General features: G+C 48.0%; 24 protein-coding genes and 1 tRNA gene. 16 read left to right on the forward strand and 9 right to left on the reverse strand.

Translation table 11 applies throughout. The features are described 5' to 3' along the window. Window positions 1-23 precede the first annotated feature (23 nt). Window positions 24-914, forward strand: coding sequence for a plasmid pRiA4b ORF-3 family protein (locus EML15_RS04180; RefSeq protein WP_144273614.1), 891 nt, complete (start codon window positions 24-26; stop codon window positions 912-914). A 10-nt stretch (window positions 915-924) separates the two neighbouring features. Then, window positions 925-1,368, forward strand: a complete 444-nt coding sequence (locus EML15_RS04185; protein ID WP_246846929.1) for a GtrA family protein — start codon at window positions 925-927, stop codon at window positions 1,366-1,368. On the opposite strand, the gene EML15_RS04190 is transcribed toward EML15_RS04185, so the two are convergent. Genes EML15_RS04190 through EML15_RS04200 form a run of 3 tightly spaced genes read right to left on the reverse strand, consistent with a single transcriptional unit; the run spans window position 1,365 to window position 3,948 of the window. Continuing rightward, a complete protein-coding gene (locus EML15_RS04190; RefSeq protein WP_144273615.1) occupies window positions 1,365-2,273 on the reverse strand; it encodes a glycosyltransferase family 2 protein in 909 nt (302 codons plus the stop codon). The genes EML15_RS04185 and EML15_RS04190 overlap by 4 nt on opposite strands. Beyond that, window positions 2,242-3,069, reverse strand: coding sequence for an ABC transporter ATP-binding protein (locus EML15_RS04195; RefSeq protein WP_144273616.1), 828 nt, complete (start codon window positions 3,067-3,069; stop codon window positions 2,242-2,244). The genes EML15_RS04190 and EML15_RS04195 overlap by 32 nt, the downstream gene beginning before the upstream one ends. A 30-nt stretch (window positions 3,070-3,099) precedes the next feature. Next, window positions 3,100-3,948, reverse strand: coding sequence for an ABC transporter permease (locus EML15_RS04200; RefSeq protein WP_144274112.1), 849 nt, complete (start codon window positions 3,946-3,948; stop codon window positions 3,100-3,102). Window positions 3,949-4,118: 170 nt separating this feature from the next. Here EML15_RS04200 and EML15_RS04205 point away from each other — a divergent pair, with 170 nt between their 5' ends. Then, window positions 4,119-5,330 (forward strand): aminotransferase class V-fold PLP-dependent enzyme, encoded by a 1,212-nt coding sequence (locus EML15_RS04205; protein ID WP_144273617.1) that lies wholly within the window; start codon window positions 4,119-4,121, stop codon window positions 5,328-5,330. A gap of 55 nt (window positions 5,331-5,385) precedes the next feature. Here EML15_RS04205 and EML15_RS04210 read toward each other — a convergent pair whose 3' ends face one another. Continuing rightward, window positions 5,386-6,336, reverse strand: coding sequence for an NAD(P)H-quinone oxidoreductase (locus tag EML15_RS04210; protein ID WP_144273618.1), 951 nt, complete (start codon window positions 6,334-6,336; stop codon window positions 5,386-5,388). A gap of 104 nt (window positions 6,337-6,440) precedes the next feature. Between EML15_RS04210 and EML15_RS04215 the strand changes: the two genes are divergently transcribed. Next, window positions 6,441-6,525, forward strand: a tRNA-Ser gene (locus EML15_RS04215). A 68-nt stretch (window positions 6,526-6,593) separates the two neighbouring features. Here the strand turns inward: EML15_RS04215 and EML15_RS04220 are convergent. Beyond that, window positions 6,594-6,797, reverse strand: coding sequence for a hypothetical protein (locus EML15_RS04220; RefSeq protein ID WP_144273619.1), 204 nt, complete (start codon window positions 6,795-6,797; stop codon window positions 6,594-6,596). A 144-nt stretch (window positions 6,798-6,941) separates the two neighbouring features. Between EML15_RS04220 and EML15_RS04225 the strand changes: the two genes are divergently transcribed. Continuing rightward, window positions 6,942-7,598 carry an NAD(P)H-binding protein gene (locus EML15_RS04225; protein ID WP_349236853.1) on the forward strand — a complete coding sequence of 219 codons (657 nt, stop codon included), beginning with the start codon at window positions 6,942-6,944 and terminating at the stop codon, window positions 7,596-7,598. Between the two features lie 31 nt (window positions 7,599-7,629). Here the strand turns inward: EML15_RS04225 and EML15_RS04230 are convergent, their stop codons facing one another. Both EML15_RS04230 and EML15_RS04235 read right to left on the reverse strand, forming a co-directional pair. After that, window positions 7,630-8,769 carry a YihY/virulence factor BrkB family protein gene (locus EML15_RS04230; protein WP_144273620.1) on the reverse strand — a complete coding sequence of 380 codons (1,140 nt, stop codon included), beginning with the start codon at window positions 8,767-8,769 and terminating at the stop codon, window positions 7,630-7,632. A gap of 39 nt (window positions 8,770-8,808) precedes the next feature. Further along, window positions 8,809-10,026, reverse strand: coding sequence for a metallophosphoesterase family protein (locus tag EML15_RS04235; RefSeq protein ID WP_144273621.1), 1,218 nt, complete (start codon window positions 10,024-10,026; stop codon window positions 8,809-8,811). Between the two features lie 94 nt (window positions 10,027-10,120). Between EML15_RS04235 and EML15_RS04240 the strand changes: the two genes are divergently transcribed. After that, complete coding sequence (locus EML15_RS04240; RefSeq protein ID WP_144273622.1) at window positions 10,121-10,627, forward strand: 2'-5' RNA ligase family protein; 507 nt, start codon at window positions 10,121-10,123, stop codon at window positions 10,625-10,627. Here EML15_RS04240 and EML15_RS04245 read toward each other — a convergent pair. Beyond that, on the reverse strand, window positions 10,624-10,884 hold the full coding sequence (locus tag EML15_RS04245) for a hypothetical protein (RefSeq protein WP_144273623.1): 261 nt from the start codon (window positions 10,882-10,884) through the stop codon (window positions 10,624-10,626). The two genes, EML15_RS04240 and EML15_RS04245, sit on opposite strands and share 4 nt — an antisense overlap. Before the next feature lie 153 nt (window positions 10,885-11,037). On the opposite strand from EML15_RS04245, the gene EML15_RS04250 reads away from it, so the two are divergent. From EML15_RS04250 to EML15_RS04260, 3 genes are all read left to right on the forward strand, one after another. Further along, window positions 11,038-11,532 carry a CAP domain-containing protein gene (locus tag EML15_RS04250; protein WP_144273624.1) on the forward strand — a complete coding sequence of 165 codons (495 nt, stop codon included), beginning with the start codon at window positions 11,038-11,040 and terminating at the stop codon, window positions 11,530-11,532. Window positions 11,533-11,629: 97 nt separating this feature from the next. Then, window positions 11,630-14,089, forward strand: coding sequence for an MMPL family transporter (locus EML15_RS04255; protein ID WP_144273625.1), 2,460 nt, complete (start codon window positions 11,630-11,632; stop codon window positions 14,087-14,089). Beyond that, entirely contained in the window at window positions 14,089-14,748 is a 660-nt protein-coding gene (locus EML15_RS04260) for a TetR/AcrR family transcriptional regulator (RefSeq protein WP_144273626.1), read from the forward strand. The genes EML15_RS04255 and EML15_RS04260 overlap by 1 nt, the downstream gene beginning before the upstream one ends. Before the next feature lie 127 nt (window positions 14,749-14,875). Here EML15_RS04260 and EML15_RS04265 read toward each other — a convergent pair whose 3' ends face one another. Then, window positions 14,876-15,070: a hypothetical protein gene (locus EML15_RS04265; protein ID WP_144273627.1), complete on the reverse strand. Its 195-nt coding sequence runs from the start codon at window positions 15,068-15,070 to the stop codon at window positions 14,876-14,878. Between the two features lie 280 nt (window positions 15,071-15,350). Between EML15_RS04265 and EML15_RS04270 the strand changes: the two genes are divergently transcribed. From EML15_RS04270 to EML15_RS04300, 7 genes are all read left to right on the forward strand, one after another. Further along, window positions 15,351-16,346, forward strand: coding sequence for an FtsX-like permease family protein (locus EML15_RS04270; RefSeq protein WP_144273628.1), 996 nt, complete (start codon window positions 15,351-15,353; stop codon window positions 16,344-16,346). Continuing rightward, window positions 16,343-17,437 carry a hypothetical protein gene (locus tag EML15_RS04275; protein WP_144273629.1) on the forward strand — a complete coding sequence of 365 codons (1,095 nt, stop codon included), beginning with the start codon at window positions 16,343-16,345 and terminating at the stop codon, window positions 17,435-17,437. The genes EML15_RS04270 and EML15_RS04275 overlap by 4 nt, the downstream gene beginning before the upstream one ends. Then, on the forward strand, window positions 17,434-18,090 hold the full coding sequence (locus EML15_RS04280) for an ABC transporter ATP-binding protein (RefSeq protein ID WP_144273630.1): 657 nt from the start codon (window positions 17,434-17,436) through the stop codon (window positions 18,088-18,090). Before EML15_RS04275 ends, EML15_RS04280 begins: the two co-directional genes overlap by 4 nt. Window positions 18,091-18,242: 152 nt before the next feature. Beyond that, window positions 18,243-18,488 carry a type II toxin-antitoxin system prevent-host-death family antitoxin gene (locus EML15_RS04285; RefSeq protein ID WP_144273631.1) on the forward strand — a complete coding sequence of 82 codons (246 nt, stop codon included), beginning with the start codon at window positions 18,243-18,245 and terminating at the stop codon, window positions 18,486-18,488. Then, entirely contained in the window at window positions 18,485-18,742 is a 258-nt protein-coding gene (locus EML15_RS04290) for a Txe/YoeB family addiction module toxin (protein ID WP_144273632.1), read from the forward strand. The genes EML15_RS04285 and EML15_RS04290 overlap by 4 nt, the downstream gene beginning before the upstream one ends. 135 nt (window positions 18,743-18,877) lie before the next feature. Then, on the forward strand, window positions 18,878-20,107 hold the full coding sequence (locus tag EML15_RS04295) for a DUF4143 domain-containing protein (protein ID WP_144273633.1): 1,230 nt from the start codon (window positions 18,878-18,880) through the stop codon (window positions 20,105-20,107). Between the two features lie 133 nt (window positions 20,108-20,240). Then, on the forward strand, window positions 20,241-21,491 hold the full coding sequence (locus EML15_RS04300; protein WP_144273634.1) for a multidrug effflux MFS transporter: 1,251 nt from the start codon (window positions 20,241-20,243) through the stop codon (window positions 21,489-21,491). Window positions 21,492-21,493: the final 2 nt, after the last annotated feature.

Genomic DNA, 21,493 nt, shown 5'->3' on the forward strand with positions numbered 1-21,493 from the left:
CGCTATAGCGCTACTCTGGTGTTATGACATCTTATCCTGATGTTGCCCAGATTATTGATCTGACTACTTTTCGCCGAGCACGAACAACACCTGCTCAGGCACATACGGCGATAATCTGTGCTACTTTGTCTACTGCCCAGGCGGATATGTACCGCTCTGTGGGAGTAAATGACGCTATGAGCTTAGAACAGCTGCATAATGTCATTAACATTTGTTTCGGGATTGAGCAAAAAAACACTCCGTGGAAATTTTGCGATCAGGATGATCGAGTTCTCAGTAGAGAGAAAAGCGTGCATGATGTGTTGGGGCAACAGCAATCACGCATAGATTATTACTGGGGATTATGGCGCATTGGCATAGAATACGTCGATAGTTTTGCGCGTGATCGAGGTACGCCACAAGCGCTATGTATCGGTGGTAGTGGGGCGCTTGAGGTAACTAATGGTGATTTTGATCCCTCAGTGATTAACGCCAAACTTACCGGTGACGACGTAATTAACCGCATATTATCTATGATTCACCCAGAAGCAGCGCAGGTGATTAAGCGCAGTGGAATGTATGATTTTGTGCCGCTGCTACAGGCTATTGATCTTCATTCACCTGCGCCACAACAACAGATAGTGCGTAAAGACTTGCCGCTGGAGTGTGATCCGCAAGCTCGCGACGCTTATTGGGCAACTTTGCTTGGGCTATTGTGCTTGAGCGATGAAAAACTCATTGATGCTGTCGTCGAAAGCCTTATGGAGGCATTGGGGTGGGGTTATGCCAGTGCCGCGGAGATTCGTGTGCTATGCCAGGAGTCATTGTCGTATCTAGATGAGTTGGGTGCCTATGGCACTGATGCTGTGAGCCTGGTAGATCGTATTGATATTTATCGCGAATTGTTGCGTCGACCATCGGTATCGCTGTGGTAGGTTTGAGGGCGTGTCTGAAACTGCTCCTGCTCGTAATTCCTTAAGCGTCCAAATGATTCGGTTTCTCGTCGTAGGTATTTTTTCTGCGGTCATTGATTTTGGTTTGACGATTATCCTGAGGAATGTCGGTCTTAGCCGACCACTAGCAAAGACCTGCGGGTGGGTAGCTGGAACCATAACCGCCTATTTCATCAATACGAAATGGACTTTTAACGCGCAAACCTCAAAAAAGTCCGGTGCTGCTGTGGCCTTGCTTTATCTGACCACATTCCTTGTGCAGCTTGGACTATTTCAGCTGCTGGAAGCACCACTCTATGCCCTAGGGCTGACAAAGTTCTGGGTAGATGCCATCGCGTTTGTTATTGCTCAAGGTGTTGCGACAGCAGTAAATTTTGTGGTGCAACGCCTGGTGGTCTTTAAGGAGCCTGCCGCGCAAGAAGACAGCGGTGCTTAAGGGCGCTCGAAACGTTCTTTTCTGCCCAGATGATGTAAACGCAACCACTGCTTAAAACCAGCGATATCGCGTCGTTGCACCAGGAAAAACCACGCAAAACGCGCATATTCTTGCGGGAGCAGTTTGCGCATACCTGGTTGGTTCATCAAATAGCCACGATTGCGGTAGGTGAAAAAGCGCTTGAATTCATTATCGGGATATTGCGTGTGCATTCGACCACCAAGAATGGGATGGAACTCCGCGCTGCCATTGGGGTGGAGATATGCTGTGCGTAAACAGGTGCCAAAAGCAAGCCCGCTGCGAGCGAGTCGACGATGGTACTCCACCTCATCACCACGAATGAAGAGCCGATAGTCGGGTACTCCAATGAGCTCCATAGCTTGTGCACTAATGAGCGCACCATTGAACAGGGAGGCAATTCCTGGCAAAAACTCACCTTCTAGATCGCTTACCTTGCGGTGCCAGGTCAGGCCTTGGCGAAGCGGAAACGCCAGCGTATCTGGTTCGTTAATATCGCATACCACTGGTGATACTTCTGCGAGTTTATGCTTGTGGGCGACGTCGAAAAGCGTTTTGAGCACATGAATATCTGCTGGTCTACCGTCATCATCGGCGCACCAAATTGCCTGGGCGCCGCGAGCTAGCGCAGTCAAAAACCCCAAAGCAAACCCACCGGCACCACCAAGATTGGTGGCTGAGGGAACATATACTGCCCGTGATCCAGCAACCTCATTAAGCAGCTTTTCGACGCTGGGGTCATTGCCATTATCGACCACAATAATCCACTGTACGCTGTGCGTTTGCTGTGCAATAATCTCCAGGGAATGACGGAGCAATTCCACACGATTATGCGTAACGATAACTGCTGCAGTGCTATTGCTGGGGTGAAGTTGAACCTGCGCCACGAACCTCATTCTCCTTTTTATTTTTTGCTAATAATGTGCGGATACTATCAGCTGCCTCTTTTCCTTCATAGGCCTCGACAATCTCATCAACCGCACCTGCTTGGCGAATCTGCCCATGATCCACCCAAATTGCACTATCGCATAGCTGCGCCAAAAACTCATTAGAGTGAGAGGCAAAGACCAAAATACCAGAGCGCTGTACTAGCTCTTGTAACCGGGTACGTGCCTTTGCCATAAAGGCAGCATCCACTGCGCCAATACCTTCATCAAGCAGCAAAATCTCTGGTTCAATCGAGGTGACAACGCCTAAAGCAAGGCGAATACGCATACCAGTGGAATAGGTACGCAGTGGCATGGAGAGATACTCGCCAAGTTCGGAAAACTCAGCAATCTCATCCATTTTTTGTTTCATTTGCTTTCGGGTTTGCCCCAAGAAAAGACCACGAATGATGATGTTTTCATAACCAGATATTTCCGGATCCATACCAATGCCAAGATCGAACACCGGAGCAACACGCCCTTTGACCAACGCCGACCCGCGTGTCGGTTCATAAATACCAGACAATAACCGCAATAAGGTGGATTTACCAGCACCATTGTGGCCAACTAAGCCAACACGATCCCCTTCACGCAAGTGCAGGTTGATATCTTTGAGCGCTTCCACCACGACAGTGTTATCAGTGTTGCGACCAATGGCGCCACCGGCTGCGCCCAGAAAAGCCTTCTTCATGGAACGAGATTTAGCGTCGAAGATAGGAAAATCAACGCAGGCGTTATATGTGTCAATGGAAACCATATTTTCTCCCTAAGTGTCGCTAGTTTACTGCTAGACCCAATAACTCACTCGGAAACGCCATTGACGCATAGCGAGCAAAGCTAAACACACACCAACAACTGTCAGCGCCATAACAACCCACCAATGATAAACAGGAAGGTCAGTGCCAATAAGTGGTGCTCGTACTATCTCCAAATAGTGATAAAGCGGATTAAGCTGTGCCAAAAGCGCACGCTTAGAACCAGGACCGACTTGTTGAGTTAATGTCTCAGTAGTCCACACAATAGGAGTGACATAGAACAAAAGCTGAGTAGCTGACTCCAATAGTGGAGACACATCACGATAACGAGTAGCAATAATGCCAAAAAACAAAGCAACCCACACGCCATTGATAACCAAAAGCCCTACCGCTGGAACAGCCAAGAACACCTGCCACCCTAAAGGACGTGGGAAAAGCAACATCAGAATAACCCAAATAACCAGGTTATGTGCTAAAAATAGTGCTTGACGCCACACGAGACGATATACATGCACTGATAAAGCGGAAGGCAATTGCTTAATCAACCCCTCATTGGCGATAAAAACTTCAGAACCTTCCCGAATACACCCAGAAATGAAGTTCCACATAATTAACCCAACGGTAACGTGTGGCAAAAAATCAGACAGCGGAATCTTAAAAAGCACAGAATAAAGTAAACCGAGCGCTAACGCCATAGTGCCTGTGGCAATAGTTATCCATAGTGGACCAAGCACTGAGCGTCGATAGCGTTGCTTAATATCCTGCCAACCTAGCAGCAGCCACAATTCATGCTGCCGAAAACCGCGCGTGAGATCGCGCCACGCTGAGGCAAACGTCTTGGACATAGACGGTTGCGGTTGCGTATCTGGAGAATGAGTCATCCGAGCAATGTTGCTCACCGGATGCACGCTTGCCCCAGGTGTGGGTTTTTCTTCTGCAACAGAATGATCATGTTCTTGCACAAATAGTTAGCCTAGCTGGCTTGGTGCAATTATTGGCGCTGACAGGCATACTAATAAAGTATCTATTGGAGTTGTTGAGGGAGTAGTCCATGTCTTTCGATATTGCCCACGCGCGAGGTCTTTACACCTCTTTGAGCGATGGGTGGATCTATCTCAACGCAGACTCGCAACCACAAGTGCCAGAAACAGTGGCAGCCGCAGTATCGAGAAGTTTCCGCAATGCCCGGCTCATGCAAACCACCGCTTTCGACGAACAGCTAAGCGGCACCCATGCCCAGGCACCAGCTCTGAAATTCTATGGCAATGAACACATTAATGCTGCTCGTAGAGCACTAGCTGACCTGACCGGCACCCAAGCACAGTGTGTCATTCTTGGCGCACAACTGCCCATGCTCTATACGCATCTTTCCCAGGCAATTCGACCTCTGATGCGTCGTGGGGCACACCTGATTAGTTCCCGAGCAGATCGCAACTGTATTGACCCCACCATCGCAGGCATTGGCGAAGTGCGCTATAGCGAACCTGATGTGGGTACAGCAGAAGTGCCAGCATGGCAGTATAAAGATCTGGTGAGTGGCTCTACCCGGTTGGTAAGCCTGAGCGCTGCGCATCCACACGTGGGTGTGCTCAATCCTGTTGCAGAAATATCCCAGATAGTGCATGAGCAATCCCGCTCCTGGGTACTATGCGATGTCACAGCTCTGGTTGGGGCTAAGCCGGTGAGCTTTCAAGAGCTTGGAGTAGATATCATTGCGCTAGATTGTGCCGCTCTTGGTGGTCCAGAAATCGCAGCGCTCATCTTCCGTGACGCTAGTATGTTCCCCCGCATTGACACCACAGCATTAGAGTTTCCCATCTCAGCAGGGTTGGCTGGGGGAGTTGCTGCAATCGTAGATCACATTGCTGATTTAGCAGGTGAGCAACGTGGTAGCAGACGCAATCGACTACAGAGTGCAGTGCAAGAAACTGGCGCCTATTTAGCCAGCCTGAGCAGATACCTTGTTGATTCCCTCAGCGTGCTACCCAAAGTGCATCTATTTGGCATAACTGGAGAACTAGCCCGTAACGCCAAGACAGAACGTATCCCCAGAATCAGTTTTTGTATGGCAGGAGTTCCAGCGCACACCATATACAAGCGTTTGCTCAGCCACGGAATCATCACCACAATGACTGGCAATGATCCGCTACTCAATATCATGGGTGCGGCAGAGACACAGGGCGTAATCAGCATAGGTCTTTCTGCCTTTAACACCACGAATGATATTGACCAGCTGCTCAGAGCCCTTGCCTCCTTGGCATGATAAAAGTGAACCTGCTTTGTCCCCATTGTCATTGCCGATTGCAGACTAGTACAGTCTAGTGCACAGTCAACACTATCTTTCCTGTCACTGCCCCTGATTGCAGTAGCTCATGCGCGTGCTGGGCGTCGGCAAGCTCGATAGTGCTATGCACCTGGTGCTTAATGGTGCCATCTGCAAGCAGCGGCCAGACATTCTCAATGGTAGAAGCAACAATGCGAGCCTTATCGTCGAGATCGCGCGAACGTAGAGCAGTTGCCGATAATGTGCCGCGCTTGGCAAGTAAGCGACCAATGTTGAGCTCGCCTTTTACGCCACCTTGCATACCGATTGTCACCTGATGACCACCAGGGGCGAGCGCTCGCACATTAGCGTCGAGATATTTCGCCCCCATAATGTCCAAAATGCGATCGCATTTGTTCTTCAACAGTTCCGCGAAATCCTGCTCGCGATAGTTGATGAGAATATCCGCGCCTAGCTGTTGACACACTGCCAATTTTTCGGCAGAGCCGGCAGTAACAGCAACAGTGGCGCCAATATGCTTAGCTAGTTGGATGGCGAAAGTGCCAATTCCGCCAGCGCCACCATGAATGAGAATGGTGTGTTGTGGTTCTAATCCAGTGAGCATCCCAATGTTTGACCACACTGTTGTGGCTACCTCTACCACAGAGGCTGCTTCTACATAGGAGTAGCCTTCAGGTATGGGCATGAGCTGGCCAACGGGAACATTCACATATTCTGCATAGCCGCCGCCGGCCAACAAACACGCGACCTGCTGACCAACCGGAACAGTGGTGTCGCCTGAATCGACGACCTCACCAGCACATTCCAATCCCAAAATTTCCGACTCGCCTGGTGGCGGCGGATAATGCCCCGCAGCTTGTAGCAAATCAGCGCGATTGACTCCAGCTGCATGAACTTTCACCAACACTTCACCAGGTTTGAGTATTGGCTTATCGACGTTGTCCAGGATCAGCTTTTTATCCGAATTGATAGTAATTGCCCTCATAGAACACTAGGTTAGATTATTTTGGGGTCTTTAGGGTACAATATCTTTTCGTTGCGCATTTCTTGTCGCATAAGTTTTTATGCGCTTAAGTTATGTGTGGACGTGGAGGTATGACAGAGCGGCCGAATGTACTGGTCTTGAAAACCAGCGTTGGGAAACCAACCCAGGGTTCAAATCCCTGTGCCTCCGCAAAACTCCCCCTAGTTCTTGCAGCTAGGGGGAGATTTTTGTCTCTCTTTCTGTAATTTCTGCGATTTCTATACCCCTAATTTCTCGAGGATGTATGCGACATTTTCGGGAGAATTGAGGCATTCCCCATTTTCGTCAGGTTTACTACTTTTTAATTCATTGTAGATATCTTGTTCTGTGGGCGTTTTCCCCATGGCGGCGAATTTCCAGTCAAGGAATTGAACCACAAAATCTAATTGGGATACTCGAGTATCAAGAAAACCTTTCATCATTTTCTCCTTCTTCTTTTTCTATCTGTTAAATACACTATCAAATATAGACAGCTTGGTCTACTTTGTCTAATTAAAAATAGACAGAGATTTCTGCTTGGTGGGAATAGTGGCACAGGAATGGTTGTTGTAACACACATAAGTGCAGTGAATACCAAAAAGGAAAGAGGAAAAATGGTGGCAATTGCAATTTTCGGGGCAACGGGAATGGTTGGCTCTGCAATAGCAGAGCGTGCCGTCGAACGCGGTCACAGTGTTATTGGCTTTTCTCGAAAAGCTCAGCCAGCGCACCCTATTCATGCGGTTGATTATCGTGTCGGTGACATCGCTGATACACAAATGGTGGCACACGTGGCAACAGATGTTGATGTTCTCGTGATCGCTATTCCGATTAACCGAGAAACTGGCGAATCAGAAAGTATTATTGCAGCGCACCGCGCTCTCATCGCGGCTCGACCACAGGCGCGTGTCATAGTCGTCGGTGGTGCTGGCGGATTAGAGCTTCCCGACGGCACGCTTTTGGTAGATTCACCAGATTTTCCTGCCGACTATGAGGCTGAAGCTCGTGCTTTTGTGGAGATACTTCATTTGTATCGTGCAGCCACAGACCTTGATTGGACAATTGCTGCACCATCACCTGAGATAGCTCCAGGTAAAGATACGCAAGATTATCTTCTCAACAAGGATCAACCAGCTGGCGACTATGTGAGCACTGGTACGTTTGCCAAGGCAGTCCTCGATGAGATTGATGATCCGCAGTATCGTCGTCAGCGCTTTACTGTCGCGGATAAAGTGGATGGATAGACTGATAAAGCCGAGAAGTCAGTGTGATACTTTATTCTTGTTCACGCAATTGCACTGATTGCTGCTCTAACTGGGTATTTAATTTCTGATAACTATTCAGGGCATTACTTGCCCGAGGCGGTGTGCGAATAAGTTTCTCGGAGCTTATTCCTGCTTGCAGCTCGCGGATTCTGGCTACCTCGGCATCGAGTTTGATGCCGAGCAAGAGCATGGTATTGGCAATGAGCAAACCAAAGAGTGCAGAAAGCACACCGCCAAGAGCACCAAATAAGCCGATATGTGCGAAGTGGCTGAGATAGAACTCAAGCACATAAATCACAAGGGCAATACCAGCAACAGCAAAAATAGAGCCGGAAGTTACCCATCGAAAGCGTCCATGCTGCACATTAGGCGTGACATGATAGAGCAGTGCGATAAAAAGCATGGTGAGTAGCAGAATTGCTGGCCAGCGCACATAACGCCAGACAGGGAGAAATTGATTGGCCATAAAGAGAAAAACATTTTCCCAACCTAATGGCTCGGCGAGGCGTTCTAGTAGTGGCAGGAGGAGATCTTCTCGCATGAAGTAAGCGCCTGCAATGATGACCATGCCTAAAACCAAGGTCAGGGTGAGAGCCCACATAGTCGCCCAGGTACGGATAATGCTGCGTCCTTCTAAACGTCCATACATACTATTGGCGCTTCGAGAGAAAGCACGGACATAGGCAGAGGAAGAAAATAGCGCAAAAAGCACACTTATGACCAGCATAATGACTGACTGCTCAGTAGAACCGATGAGCACGAGTGCGATATGCCGTGCATTATCTGCATAATTATGCGGGATATTTTTACTGATAAATTCGTCGGTAAGCTGCAGTATTTGAGATCGATTGTGGTCAAGGAAAAGCGTCGTTATGGCATAAAAGGCGAGCAGAGTGGGCATTGCGGTAAGTAGGGTGAAAAAACTCAGCGTCGCGCCTTTGTCGATAAGCGAGTGGTAGAAGAACTCAAAGTATAGTCGCCGAATAATCAGTGGCCATGCGCGCGGGTGTATCCAACGCTGTTCCTTGAATACTTCTTGGCGATATTCATCTTTTGAGAGAGTGGTGGCTACCTTGCCACCAGCAGCAGCAACGCGTGGTTGCTGGGAGCTTGTCGACGCTGCTGCTACGGACTCTTCTCTTTTGCTCATCGTTTACAAAATACCTGAAAATGCCATGAGCACAGGTTTTTAGCTCGGCATTTTCACATATTCAGGCAACTCGGCTGGTTGAGCGATTGGTTGTTTCGCTGGTTGCATATCCAAACCAAGATCTTTGGCAAAGATGAGCCGTGTTGTTTCATAAATACGGTCACTATTTTCGTTGAGCTCAAAGACTCGTGCTCCGCGTAAAGTGTGTTGGAGAATGGTGCCGTCGTGCAAACCATAAGGGGCAAAGCCGGTGCCTGGGCAGTAGCCAAGTTCTACGCCAAAATAATCGCCATAGTAACTATTGATATGGTCATGACCACAGTAAATACCAAGGACATCGCCACGTTCACGGACTGCGCCGTAAATGCCAGAGTTAAACGAGCCATAACAGACGTCTTCGTTTTTCACACCAGAAATTTTGTGACGCTTGGTCGCATCTTTGTGCTTAGAGTCTGAGTGATTTGCAGGACCGCCGAACCACATATCACGGTGCTCATAGGTAGGGATGTGGAAATACATCAGGCTCGGGATTTTCTTGCCGAAACGTTTTTCAGTAGCCAGGGATAACTCGCGATACCACTTGATCTGTTCTGGACGAATATAGTCGTAATGCGGTAGTTCATCATTATCTTGAACGGAATCATTTTCTGGCAGGTAGTTACCAGAATCGAGCAGCCAAATCGCAAAGGCAGCATTGTCCTTGTTCTTAGCGGAGCCGATCAAGAGTTGAGCGTCGGAATGCCCGAATGGACGATCAGTGGCCTCAGGATTGAGATTATGGCGATAGCTACGCACGAATTGTGACATATGCTTTTCATATACGCCTGTGTTTGCTTCTTTAACCGAGTCTTCATCGTGGTTGCCGTAGGTGATTGCCCAAGGGATATTGCGCTGCTCCATAGGCAGTACCACGTTGTTTATTGCTTGGTACACCTGCTTTGGATTGGTGGGACCATCGGTGATGACATCACCGTTGATGAGCGCAAAGTCTGGCTTTTCTTGATCCAAGACTTTGGACATGAACTCGATAGTGCGTTTATCGGTCATGTGATCGTCTTGGGTGTCATTGAACTGGACAATCTTAAACCGTCCGTCGCTATTGAAGTGCAATGGCAGAGCAGTATTGGTGTTGCTTTCTTGAGCCTGAGCAGCGTAGTTACTGCTGCGTGAGGATAATACAGCGCCTGCGGCGAAAATGCTGCCGCCTTGTAGCAATCGACGACGAGAAATCTGCGGTTGAGAATGCGAATTATTCATTTAACCTAAGGTAGCAATGTAATTTAACGAAAAATTAACACCGATGTGAAGAAAATATGAACGCACTTTTTTGTGGTTCTTATAATCTAAAACCATGACCTCCCCAGAAAATGTTTTGCTGTATTTGTCGCCAGAGCATGACGCACAGGTGCGTGAAATTTTTGGTCAGTTAGCGGCTATGGGTTTCCCGGAGCAGAAACAAACTCCGCACATTAGCATCACTTTTGCGCCAAAATTGAAGCCGCAGGTAGTGCAGCGAGCAGCAGAATTATTACCAGAGGTTATTCCCGCCACTTTAGAACGACGTGGTGTTGTGGTTTTTGGTCGTAAAAGAAAACAGACAGTCGCGTGGCTATTGGAAGGCTCGACGCGCCTAGAAGAAGTCGCTCGAGAAATTAGTGCGCTCAACCCTGACGGTCGGGGAGCGCGATGGATTCCACATCTCACAATGGGGTTGAGGTTACCGCGTGAGATTGTCCCAGCATATGTCGAGGCTTTGGGGCAGGTGACTTCGTCACATTTTTATCAGATTCATGCTCAGCGCGCTGGCTACTGGCAACCAGCTCAGCAGCAGCTACATACCCTGGCAGATAATTCTTAATACCGGAATGCGATGACATTGTCATCGGCATCACGAGGAGGTTTTCCATTTATTTTCCAAGATTCAATTCTGTCTAGGAGATCTGCATTATCGCGGATTGGTGCGGAAGAGTCATCTTTAGCTTCGACGGCAATAAAGCTGACGTCGTCGGCGGCATAAGAATAGCGACACCACGGGACACCGTCTTTTATGTGGAATTCAAGCGGGCCGGATAGGGCGCCATCTGTGGTCATAACGACGATTTTTTCAATAATCATGAGCTAAGAATATCCGAGCCACGTTTCGTCTCGCGGACTTGGTGAGGATTTTTCTTCAGAACTGCATTCCGATATTGCAGTACGCTCAACAGTCTTTGATACTGAGAAACGTAACCCCTCGTTCAGTATTTTCTTTGGATTGGAGAAAAGATCATGCGCTTTGTTAAGAAAACAGTTATGGCTTGTACTGCATTTGCTATTGCGACGACAGGCCTTGTTGCTCAACCTGCTTCGGCTGCCCCTATTTCCCAAGAGACTCTTGATAGTCTTGTAAAGAGCCTGGCTGTGCCAGGTGGCGTACTTAACCCTGTGGAGCGTCAGCGCCTTGTGGCTGATACGAACGCGTTTCGCGTCCAAAATGGTAAGCGACCACTAGCGGTGAGCCCAGATTTGTCTATCGGCGCACAATTATGGGCAGAATACATGGCAAAAACTGGTCAGTTCATGCACTACCCATTTGGTAATGGTCGTTTCGGAGAGAACATCTGGATGGCCAAGGGTGTTTCTTATACCGAAGCAGTACCAGGTTGGATTAACTCTCCTGGTCACCGCCAGAATATGCTCACTGATTCCTATACAAAGATTGGCATTGGTGTTGCATATGCTCCAGATGGAACTGTGTATGCAGTACAGCGTTTTAAGCGCTAAAGCGTGTTTGTAGTTGTGGCGGTATTGCTGATTCCTACTAATTGAAAATAATTGCACACTGTTTGCAACTTTTCGCATGGTGTGCAATTATGTGGTTATGGCTCAATTTCTCTATCGCATAGGTCGCAGTGCCTATAAAAATAAGTGGCGTTTTCTCGCAGCATGGCTACTTATCCTCATAGGAGTGGGAGTAGCCGCTAGTACACTCAGTAAACCAACAGCACAATCCTTTGATATTCCTGGGTTAGAGTCAGTAGAAACTCAAAAAGCGCTCAAGGAAAAGTTCCCTGTCGAAGATGGAGCGGATCAACTTACTGCCCCAGTAGGAACCTTGGTTATTCAAGCCCCTGAAGGGCAAACCTTGGCTCAAGGAGAAGCTGCCCAGAACGTCGATAAGCTCGTCGGAGCGCTTAAAGAATTAGATTTTCTTGTCAATAAAGACGCTCTTGTTTCGCCAGTTCTAGCAGGTGAAGGGCTTAAAGCTCAGCTTACTCAGGCAAAAGCATCACAAGGAATCCCTCAAGAACAAATTGATGCCGATGTTGCGGCGTTGAGTCCCTTGAGCAAAGATGGTCGCACAGGCACGATCAGTGTGACTTTTGATGCTAAAACAGCTTCTGATGTTTCAGAAGAAGATAAAACCGCATTTGAGCAGGCAGTCAAAGACAATGCCGGAAATCTTAAGTATGGGTGGTCCGGTAATAGCTTCAGAAGTCAAAGCATTGGCGGAGCCGCTGAGCTTATTGGTATCATCGTCGCCGCTGTTGTTCTCACAATCACTTTTGGTAGCTTCATAGCAGCTGGTCTGCCACTGATTACTGCTGTGATTGGAGTGGGAACAGGCTTGGGTATTGTTTTTGCCGCTACTGCTTTTACAGACACAATCAATTCCACAACACCAACCCTGGCATCCATGATTGGTCTTGCAGTGGGAATTGACTATGCGCTATTCATTGTTTCTCGCTTCCGAAATGAACTCATTAACCACGTCCAAGGCTCTAACCTGGAACCTAAAGAGCTGGCAGAAAAACTTAAGACCTTACCTCTGAGCACTCGTGCGCATTTAGCTGGACTAGCTGTGGGTAAAGCCGGATCAGCAGTTGTTTTCGCTGGTCTTACCGTGCTGATTGCACTGGCTGCTTTAGCTATCATCAATATCCCATTCCTCACCGCTATGGCACTTGCTGCAGCAGGAACAGTGGCTATTGCTGTTTTGGTTGCTATTACTCTTCTACCTGCCATATTGGGGCTTGTGGGTACAAAGGTATTTGCTGGACGTGTGCCAGGTATTAAAGCACCGGACCCTGAACAGGAAAAACCAACTATGGGTTCACGCTGGGTTGGTGTTATCCGCAAACACCCTGTGATATGGATGTTGAGTTCTGTTATTGTCTTGGCTTTGCTGGCAATTCCTGCCATGAATCTACGTCTTGCCATGCCAAGTGATGGATCTTCGGCTCAAGGTACACCTAATCGTACTGCCTATGAGATGGTTGATGAGGCCTTTGGGCCTGGACGTAATGCTCCCATGATTGCTTTGGTTGATTACGCTGATGTCAAAGATCAAGACAAAGCTGAAGTATTGAATAAAGCTGTAGCGGTCTTGCAGAGCGTCGAAGGTGTAGAAAATGCCCAGCTTATGAAGACTAATGGTAAGCCGGAAGACCCTGCACAATCCCTTGGCGATGCTGCACAGGTGTTTATTACTCCGACTTATGGCGCAACTGATGAACACGCAGCCGATGTTCTAGCTGATCTGCGTTCTCAAGAGGCTCAATTCCATGAGAAAACAGGCGCACAGTACTCCATCACAGGTACCACCCCCATCTATGAGGATATTTCCCAGCGTCTCTCTGATGTTTTGATTCCTTATATCGCTATTGTTTTGGCTCTCGCTGTTGTGTTGCTCATGGTGGTATTCCGTTCTTTCTGGGTGCCGTTGATTGCAGCACTAGGTTTTGCTCTCTCTGTTGCCGCCACTTTTGGTGTGACTGTGGCGTTGTGGCAGGAAGGCTTTGCTGGCATCATTAGTGATCCGCAGCCGTTGATTTCTTTCCTACCCATTATGTTGATCGGTATTGTTTTCGGTCTTGCTATGGATTACCAGGTCTTTTTGGTTACTCGTATGCGTGAAGGCTGGGCACATGGTCAAGCTGCATCAGATGCAACGACGTACGGCTTCAAGCATGGTGCCCGTGTGGTTACAGCTGCGGCGTTGATTATGATGTCCGTATTTTCTGCCTTCATTTTGATGGACGAACCATTCATTAAGGTGATGGGTTTTGCTTTGGCAGCGGCTGTATTCTTCGACGCATTCATTATCCGCATGACTTTCATTCCAGCCACCATGTTCCTCCTGGGAGAACGTGCGTGGAAAATCCCAGCATGGTTTGACAAAATCTTGCCGCATGTGGACGTTGAAGGAGAAAGCTTAACGACGTCTCCAACCTCAATCATGTCTGCGCCAGAGTCAGAATTGAGCACTGAGCCAGAATTGGATTCTGACACATCTGGCACAGCACAACCTGCTTCTACAATGAGCGTGGAGGAAAAGTAATGGTTACGTTGGGACGTCGTGATCAAAAAAAGATAGAAACTAAAAGAAGAATCGCTGAAGTTGCTGTGCAACTCCTCCGGGAAGTCGGAGAAGAGAAAACCACTATCTCAGCAATTGTTGACCGTGCTGACGTTTCCCAACGCACTTTCTACAATTATTTTTCTAATAGAGAAGAAGCTATTTTCTATTTCGTCGAAAGGCTCCCCCATGCCATTGCGAAGATGATTCAGGCCTCTCCTCAAAACAAGAAAACTGTTGAACTGTTAGAGATGCTGGCTATAGAGATCATTAATGAGCCACAAGAGAGTTCAGTAAGCATCCATACGCTCGTGGTTGTATTACAGCATCTTGAACACTATAGCGTTGCTGACTATATCCAGTGCCGAGGAGAAGATAAAGGTGAGGAACTATCAGAACATGAGAAAGTTCCAGAAAACACCCTAGATTTCTTTCTCCCCGTTATTGATGCTTTGCAGGAATACAGTGGAAATAAGCTCACGAGATTTGAGGCATTCATTTTAGGGCAGACTTTCGTGATGGTGATGAAGTCAGTGATTGAAGCTCATGACAGCCTTCTGTTTGATGATCTTGGTTCTGTACAAGAGATGGTGCACGAGGGTTTTAAGATTCTTTCACGTGGTCTAGGAACCTTGGCGTAGGGCTTCTTCCGGGCGAGTAGGTTTGGGTAGGTTTGAGGCGTTTAATCCCCTAAACCTGTAAAAGACCTCGGCTTTTGCCGAGGTCTTTTACATTCTCTTATTAGAGATTGAGTATGAAAAAGTTTCTTTAGAGTAGTCGACGGTTTCTTAATTCGTGAACGACATAGTATGTGAGTGCTATCAGTAGTGCTGCCACAGCACCGAGTCCGAATACGTAGTTCATTGCGATACTGCCAAACAGTACGACATTCACTGCGAATGGAACCATGAGTATGAAGGCAATGATTGCCCATGTGTTAGTGCGTTTCTGAAGTTCTTGCATTGCAATACTCCTTAGGGGATGGTTGGTGAGATGGAGATTTTTAAGATACAATCTCCATTCTAAAAAAAACAGCAGATTTTGCAACACATATGGTTTTTATTTATCTATTCTTTATCTTTTTTACCTACCTATTGGCAGATATTGCAGACTGATATAAAATCTACAGCACAAAAGTAGAAAGTATTTGGCGCTATCTACTTTCATGTAAATGCTCTTACAAGCTGGTGCAGTATTGTTCATCGTCCTTGTTATTTGTGATAAGGAGTAAAGGAGTAGTTGCATGTTGAGGAATGGCATTATTTTTATCCTTGCTCTACTGCTTGGGATACTTGGCTCCTTCATGGCGTGGGCGATCACATGGAGCCTAGAAAACCGTAGTGCCGGAGTGTATGGTTTTACGCAGGATTCGGCTTTGCTTGTCGTCGCAGAGCCAGGGGCTGCTACTCATACTGATGCTAATATAGTCCAGCGTTTAACTGAGGTTCTTGCGGAGCATGATTCAGCGCTGATCATGGATAGTGATGGTGCTGATATTGCTGGTCTTGGTGTGATTGATCCGCATGGGGTGTTGGGTTGGCTGCCTGAGGATCATAAGCTGGCGATTCCGGGTGAACAGAAGCAGATTTACCTCTATACGGATAATTATTGCAAAGCGGAATATGACAAGCATGGTAGTTGCGCTTTAGTGCCGTCGGGTAGCAGCATTGAGGGAGCTATTCCAAAGCCTGTGGCTAACAGTATGTATGAACAGTATCTGTATGTACCAGCTGCTCATGACCCGATACTGAAAGGGAAGTTTCTGCTAACCCATGCTGAAGAATCTCTTGTTACTCAGGTAGGCACTATTTTGCTTAACGACGGTTACGCAGTGGCTTTGGTGCCTGCTCGATCCATATGGGAGTCTCTGAAAGATGATTCCACGGTGTTGGCTTCGCTTTTACTTTTTGCGGCGGGCATTTTCTTTCTGGCGTTGTATTGGAAAACGCGTATGGAACTTGTGCGTAAAGAGTTGGTGGTTCGGATTAGTACTGGGGCAAAGAAATGGCAGCTTATTCGGCAATTTACTAGGAGACAATTGTATGCAATTGTTCCGGGGTACCTGGTGGGAGCATATCTATTTCCGGTGTTGATTACTGGTATTAGTGATTCCGACGTGCCAGCAGGGATGTTTCAGGTAATTATGGGTACCTGTGCTCTCGGTATTCTATGCGCAGTAGTTGTTTATGTGGGAGTTTTTTCACTATTTCTGCATGATAAGCGAGGTGTCATCAGATGATTCATGAGCTCATTGGTGGTATTCGGCTTGCTTTTTACCACTGGAAACAAAGTATATCTCTCGGGTTGATCTGTTCTGTTGTCGCAGTTGTTTTGTCACTTATTCTCAGTGAAGTTCTTACTCAGGTAGAGGCATTGCATAACGGCAATAATCTGCGTAAGGCTGAGGCTGTTGTATTCAGTCCGATATATCCGAGCAATGAAGCTTTCTTTAGGAGTGATAAGGAAACATTGTCCATCCTTTCTCATGAGATAGATTCTGGTAATGGATATGCTTCAGTAATAGGTAATGTCAATATGGGTACACCTGATCTAGAAGTAGGCTTTCTTGACGGGATACATACCATCATTGTCATTGGGCAAGAACCATTCAGATTATTCCCCTCGCTAGGTCAATCCTGTCAAGCACCGTGTATTCTGCGCGGTGCCCAGGCATTACAGGCTGGTTCTGTTGTTGATTTTCATGGCATGGATATTCCAGTTAAAGGTGTATTGCCACAGAGCGTTACGTGGTTTGATCCTTATATGGGGGAGATAAATCTGGATCATCAGCAAATTCTTTTACTGCGCACGGAAGACATTGATGTTTTGACTGAGTATGAGCAAGAAGAATTGATGACTAGAACTGTGTTTCTTTCACCACCTGAAGAAACAGTGAAGAAATACATATCCTCTGCGCGGGAACATTCACAGCACTATCTCATTCCAGAAACAATATCGGCATCTCAAAAATCAAACGTGGATGAGCTTATGCTTAGATCCGCACTGTATGTTCTTGCTTTGATTGCTTTTAGTGGTCTTGCGTTCTGTGCGTTTTGGGCATCCTTGCGCGATATTATCACAGCGGAGATACGGTCTTTTGTTATTCGTCGTATGTGTGGAGCCCAAGGTGGACGGATTATGGTGCGGCTTTTGACTTTTATCGCTGCCGCGGCTGTGGTGGTTCCACTGCTAGCTTGCGGGGCTTTGTGGTGTCTCGGACCGCCGATGGATAAGGGTGCCAAAGTAATGGTTGCGGCAATTGTTCTGGTTTATAGTCTTGTGGCGTTATCGGTATGGCGCATCGTGCGTAGAACGGAGTATGTCAGATGAGTGAGCTTCTAGTTCTTGACAGAATTTCCCACACATATAAAACAAAAACTGAGTCTGTGCAGGCGATTCGTGATGTTTCGTTATCGGTTGCTAGTGGTGAGAAAGTTGCGTTGATGGGTCCTTCAGGTTCAGGTAAATCGACGTTGCTTATGATTGCTGGGCTTATGGCAGTACCTAGCAGCGGTGAGGTGGTGATTAGTGGTGCTCCGGCACCTGTGTCTGAAAAGGACAGAGCAAAGCTGCGTAATGAGTTTTTTGGGTTTGCTCACCAAGAATATGCGGTGGTTGAGTATTTGAGTGCCTGGGAGAATGTTGCTATTCCGTTGGAGTATGCTACGCCTAAAGTGTCTCGTCGTCAGCGACGGGAGCGTGCAATAGCGGAGCTTGGTCGGTATGGTCTGGAGCATTGTGCTAAGCGACGGGTGTCGGAGTTATCTGGTGGGCAGCGCCAGCGTGTTGGGTTGGCACGGGCGACGGTGATGCGACCAACGTTATTGATTGCTGATGAGCCTACTGCTGCGTTGGATGTGGGTACGCGTGATTCTATTTTGGATTTGTTTGAGACTGTGATGGCAGATGCTGGTGGGGCGCTTATTGCTACGCATGATCCTGTGGTGGCTGAGCGTTGTGACCGTGTGATACAGCTAGGGTGAATACAGTCGGTGTGCGGTGGGTACGCCAAGTTGTCGGCTGAAACTTGCCTAGATTACCGATAGGTTGGTGCGTTTCATTCTGTGCACGTGTGGTATTGCTGGGCAAAATATATGAGTGGTACCATTTTTGGTACAATTTAGAGGAGGTTACTATGGCTATCACTGCAACTGAAGCGCGCAAGAATTTGTTTCCACTTATTCAACAAGTGAATGATGATCGAAACCCCGTGGAGATTACCTCTCGGAATGGGGATGCTGTTCTCATTTCACGTGCCGATTATGAATCCCTAGAGGAAACGGCATATCTTCTCCGTGTTCCTGCAAATGCTCAGCATTTGCTTGAGTCTCTTGCGCAGGCTCGTGCTGGTCAGTACGAGGAACATGATCTGATCCGATGAGACTTGTTTTTACTCCTAATGGGTGGGCTGATTATACGTTCTGGCTGAAGGCTGATAGGCAAATACTGAAGCGGATTAATCGGTTGATTGACGATGTGCTTCGTGACCCTACCTCGGGTATCGGCAAGCCTGAACCGCTTCGCCATATGCTTGCGGGTGTATGGTCACGACGGATTACGGATGAACATCGGTTGGTTTATCTTGTTGATGCCGACGATGTTGTTATACTCCAAGCACGTTTCCACTACAACTAACAAAACTTGTCCAAATTGTCGGCTAAACTTTGTCCAAAGTGTCGGTTGAAATCCCGCCAAATTGTCGGCTAAACTTTGTCCAAAGTGTCGGTTGAAATCCCGCCAAATTGTCGAATAAGTCTGTGAAGTGGGGAAATGATGACTCATTATGTGCCCAGAATTGCGGATGAGTGGCTAGATTCTGCACTCAATCGTAGTGGCGGTGTTCTTATCGAAGGGCCTAAAGGCTGCGGTAAAAGTGAAACTGCCCGCCAGAAAGCACACTCTTTCGTGCAGGTAGATATTGATCCCCAAGTACCTCAGCAGTTGGAATTACTACCTCACGCTCTTCTTCAAGGAGCCACTCCGCGTGTGTTTGATGAATGGCAAACATACCCAGATATATGGAATGTGGTGCGGCATGAGATTGATCGTCGTCAGCAAAAAGGTCAGTTCATCCTCACGGGTTCCACAGCTCCGTCTGAGCAGGAGTCACGCCACTCAGGGGCGGGGCGTTTTGCACGTGTGCGGATGAGCACTTTTAGTTTTTATGAGTCAGGTCATTCTACCGGGGAAATTTCGATGCGCGCATTGGTAGACGGTGCGGACTATGACCCAGTAGTGACACAGCACTTGGCTTTTCCTGAGCTCATTGAACGGCTCTGTCGGGGTGGTTTCCCGGGAAACCTCGGGTTAGCTTTGGTGGATGCTATGGCTAATAATCGTGATTATCTAGAAACTGTGGCGCATGTGGATGTGCTGAATCTTGATGCAGTACGACGTGACCCCATGCGTGTGATGGCAACATTGCGTTCCTTAGCCAGAGGTGTTGGCACAGAGATGACCACGTCCGCAATGGGCAGTGATGTGGGTGTTACACGGGAAACTGTAGGCAATTATCTCAGTGCATTGGGCAGGATCTTTATTGCTACGGAGCAGCCTGCATGGTCTACTCACCTGCGTTCACGTGCTCGTTTACGTCAAACTCCAAAGCGTCATTTGGTTGATCCGGCTTTGGCTGTGGCTGCTTTGGACGCCAGCCCCGATGCGTTGATGAAAGACTTGGAGTTTGCTGGGCAATTATTTGAGTCTCAGGTGGTGCATGATTTGCAGGTGTTGACTGGTGAGTATATTTCTCATGGGCGGGATAAAGACGGTTTAGAGGTGGATGCTATTTTTACGTCGCAGGGCAGGGCGTGTTTTGTTGAGGTGAAGTTAGGTTCTTCTGGGAGAGTTGTGGATACTGCGGCAGAGAATCTACGTAAGTTTGCGTCTCGTTTTGAGCATGAGAAACCACCGTTGCTGCTGGTCATCACGGGTACCGGTATGAGCTATCGACGACCAGATGGTGTCAATGTTGTTTGTTTATCGCACTTGGGCGTGTGAGGCGCTAACAGCTTCTATGTCACAGACAAACCACAACCAGCTACAGCATGCTATGACAAACCACAGCCAGTTATAACACGGCGCAATACAATCCGACTTACGAAGGGTGCATCATTTTTGATATACCAGAGTGGTGAATAAAGATTCTTCATCATTTTCTTCATCGTCATCCATACCATTGAGCGGTTTTATCGGTCTAGCTCTTATCTTCGCTGCTGGCCCTTTGGGGACGGATATGTTCCTTCCGTCTATTCCTGCGATCACGGAAGCGCTTTCGACTGATGCTGCTAGCACTCAGCTGGCGATCACCACGTTCATGATTGGTATGGGGCTGGGTCAGGTTATTTTCGGCCCAGTGTCTGACAAACTCGGTAGGCGCCGTTTGTTGATCCTTGGCACCATCCTTGGGCTGGTGGCCAGCGTTATGTGTTCTTTGGCTTTCAGTATTCATATTTTGATTACGTCGCGTCTTGTTCAGGGCATTGCTGGTGGCATTGGTGCTGTGCTGGTGCGCGCCATCATCACAGACCGTTCCAGTGCTACTGATGCTGCGAAAAGTTTTGCGCTTCTCATGGCTATCAATGGTGTGGCTCCTATTGTGGCGCCGCTTATTGGTGGGGTGTTGCATGAGGTCACTGGTTGGCGTGGGGTCTTTTGGGTACTCGCTGTGATTGCGGTGGCGCAGTTGTTTGTGGCGTTGCGTAATCCTGAAAGCCTGCCGGTGGGTAAACGCGCCCAGGGGAGTGTGATGCATACGTATCGCACCATGGGAACCTTGTTGAGTAGACCGGATTTTGTGGGGCATGTGCTGATTTTTGGGTTTGGTTTTGGAACCATGTTTGCGTTTATTGCGGGTTCTTCCGTGGTATTCCAAACGCAATTGGGAATGTCCCCGGTGGTGTATTCCGTGCTTTTTGCTATTAACGCCAGTTCGCTCATTGTGATGAGCGTGTTGAATGTTCGTTTATCTGGTGTGGTGAGTCCGCGTGTATTACAGAAGTGGGGGTTGGCGCTGATCGCTGTTGGTTCTTTGGCGTTAGTGTTGGTGGCATGTCTGCTTGGCCCTCATGTGAGGGGTGCTAGCGTTGCTGATGGTGAGGCTGCGCCTGTCTGGTTCATTATTGTGTGTCTTGTATGTACGGTCATTGCTACTTCAGGCAATGGTTTGTTGATGGCAAACACCACCGTGTTAGCACAGGGTATTGCTGCACGTCAGGCTGGTGCGGGTTCTGCGGTTTTGGGTGCAACGCAGTTCCTGGTTGCGGGGCTTGTGAGTCCAATGGTGGCCTTGGGAGCCGATAAATTGTTGATGCTTGCTGTGACAATGTGTGCCTCTGCGGCAGTTGCTCATGTGGGTAATCTGTGCGTCGTACGGGCTGCCTAGGT

This window comes from Corynebacterium sp. sy017 (assembly GCF_017918135.1).
Classification (GTDB): Bacteria; Actinomycetota; Actinomycetes; order Mycobacteriales; family Mycobacteriaceae; genus Corynebacterium.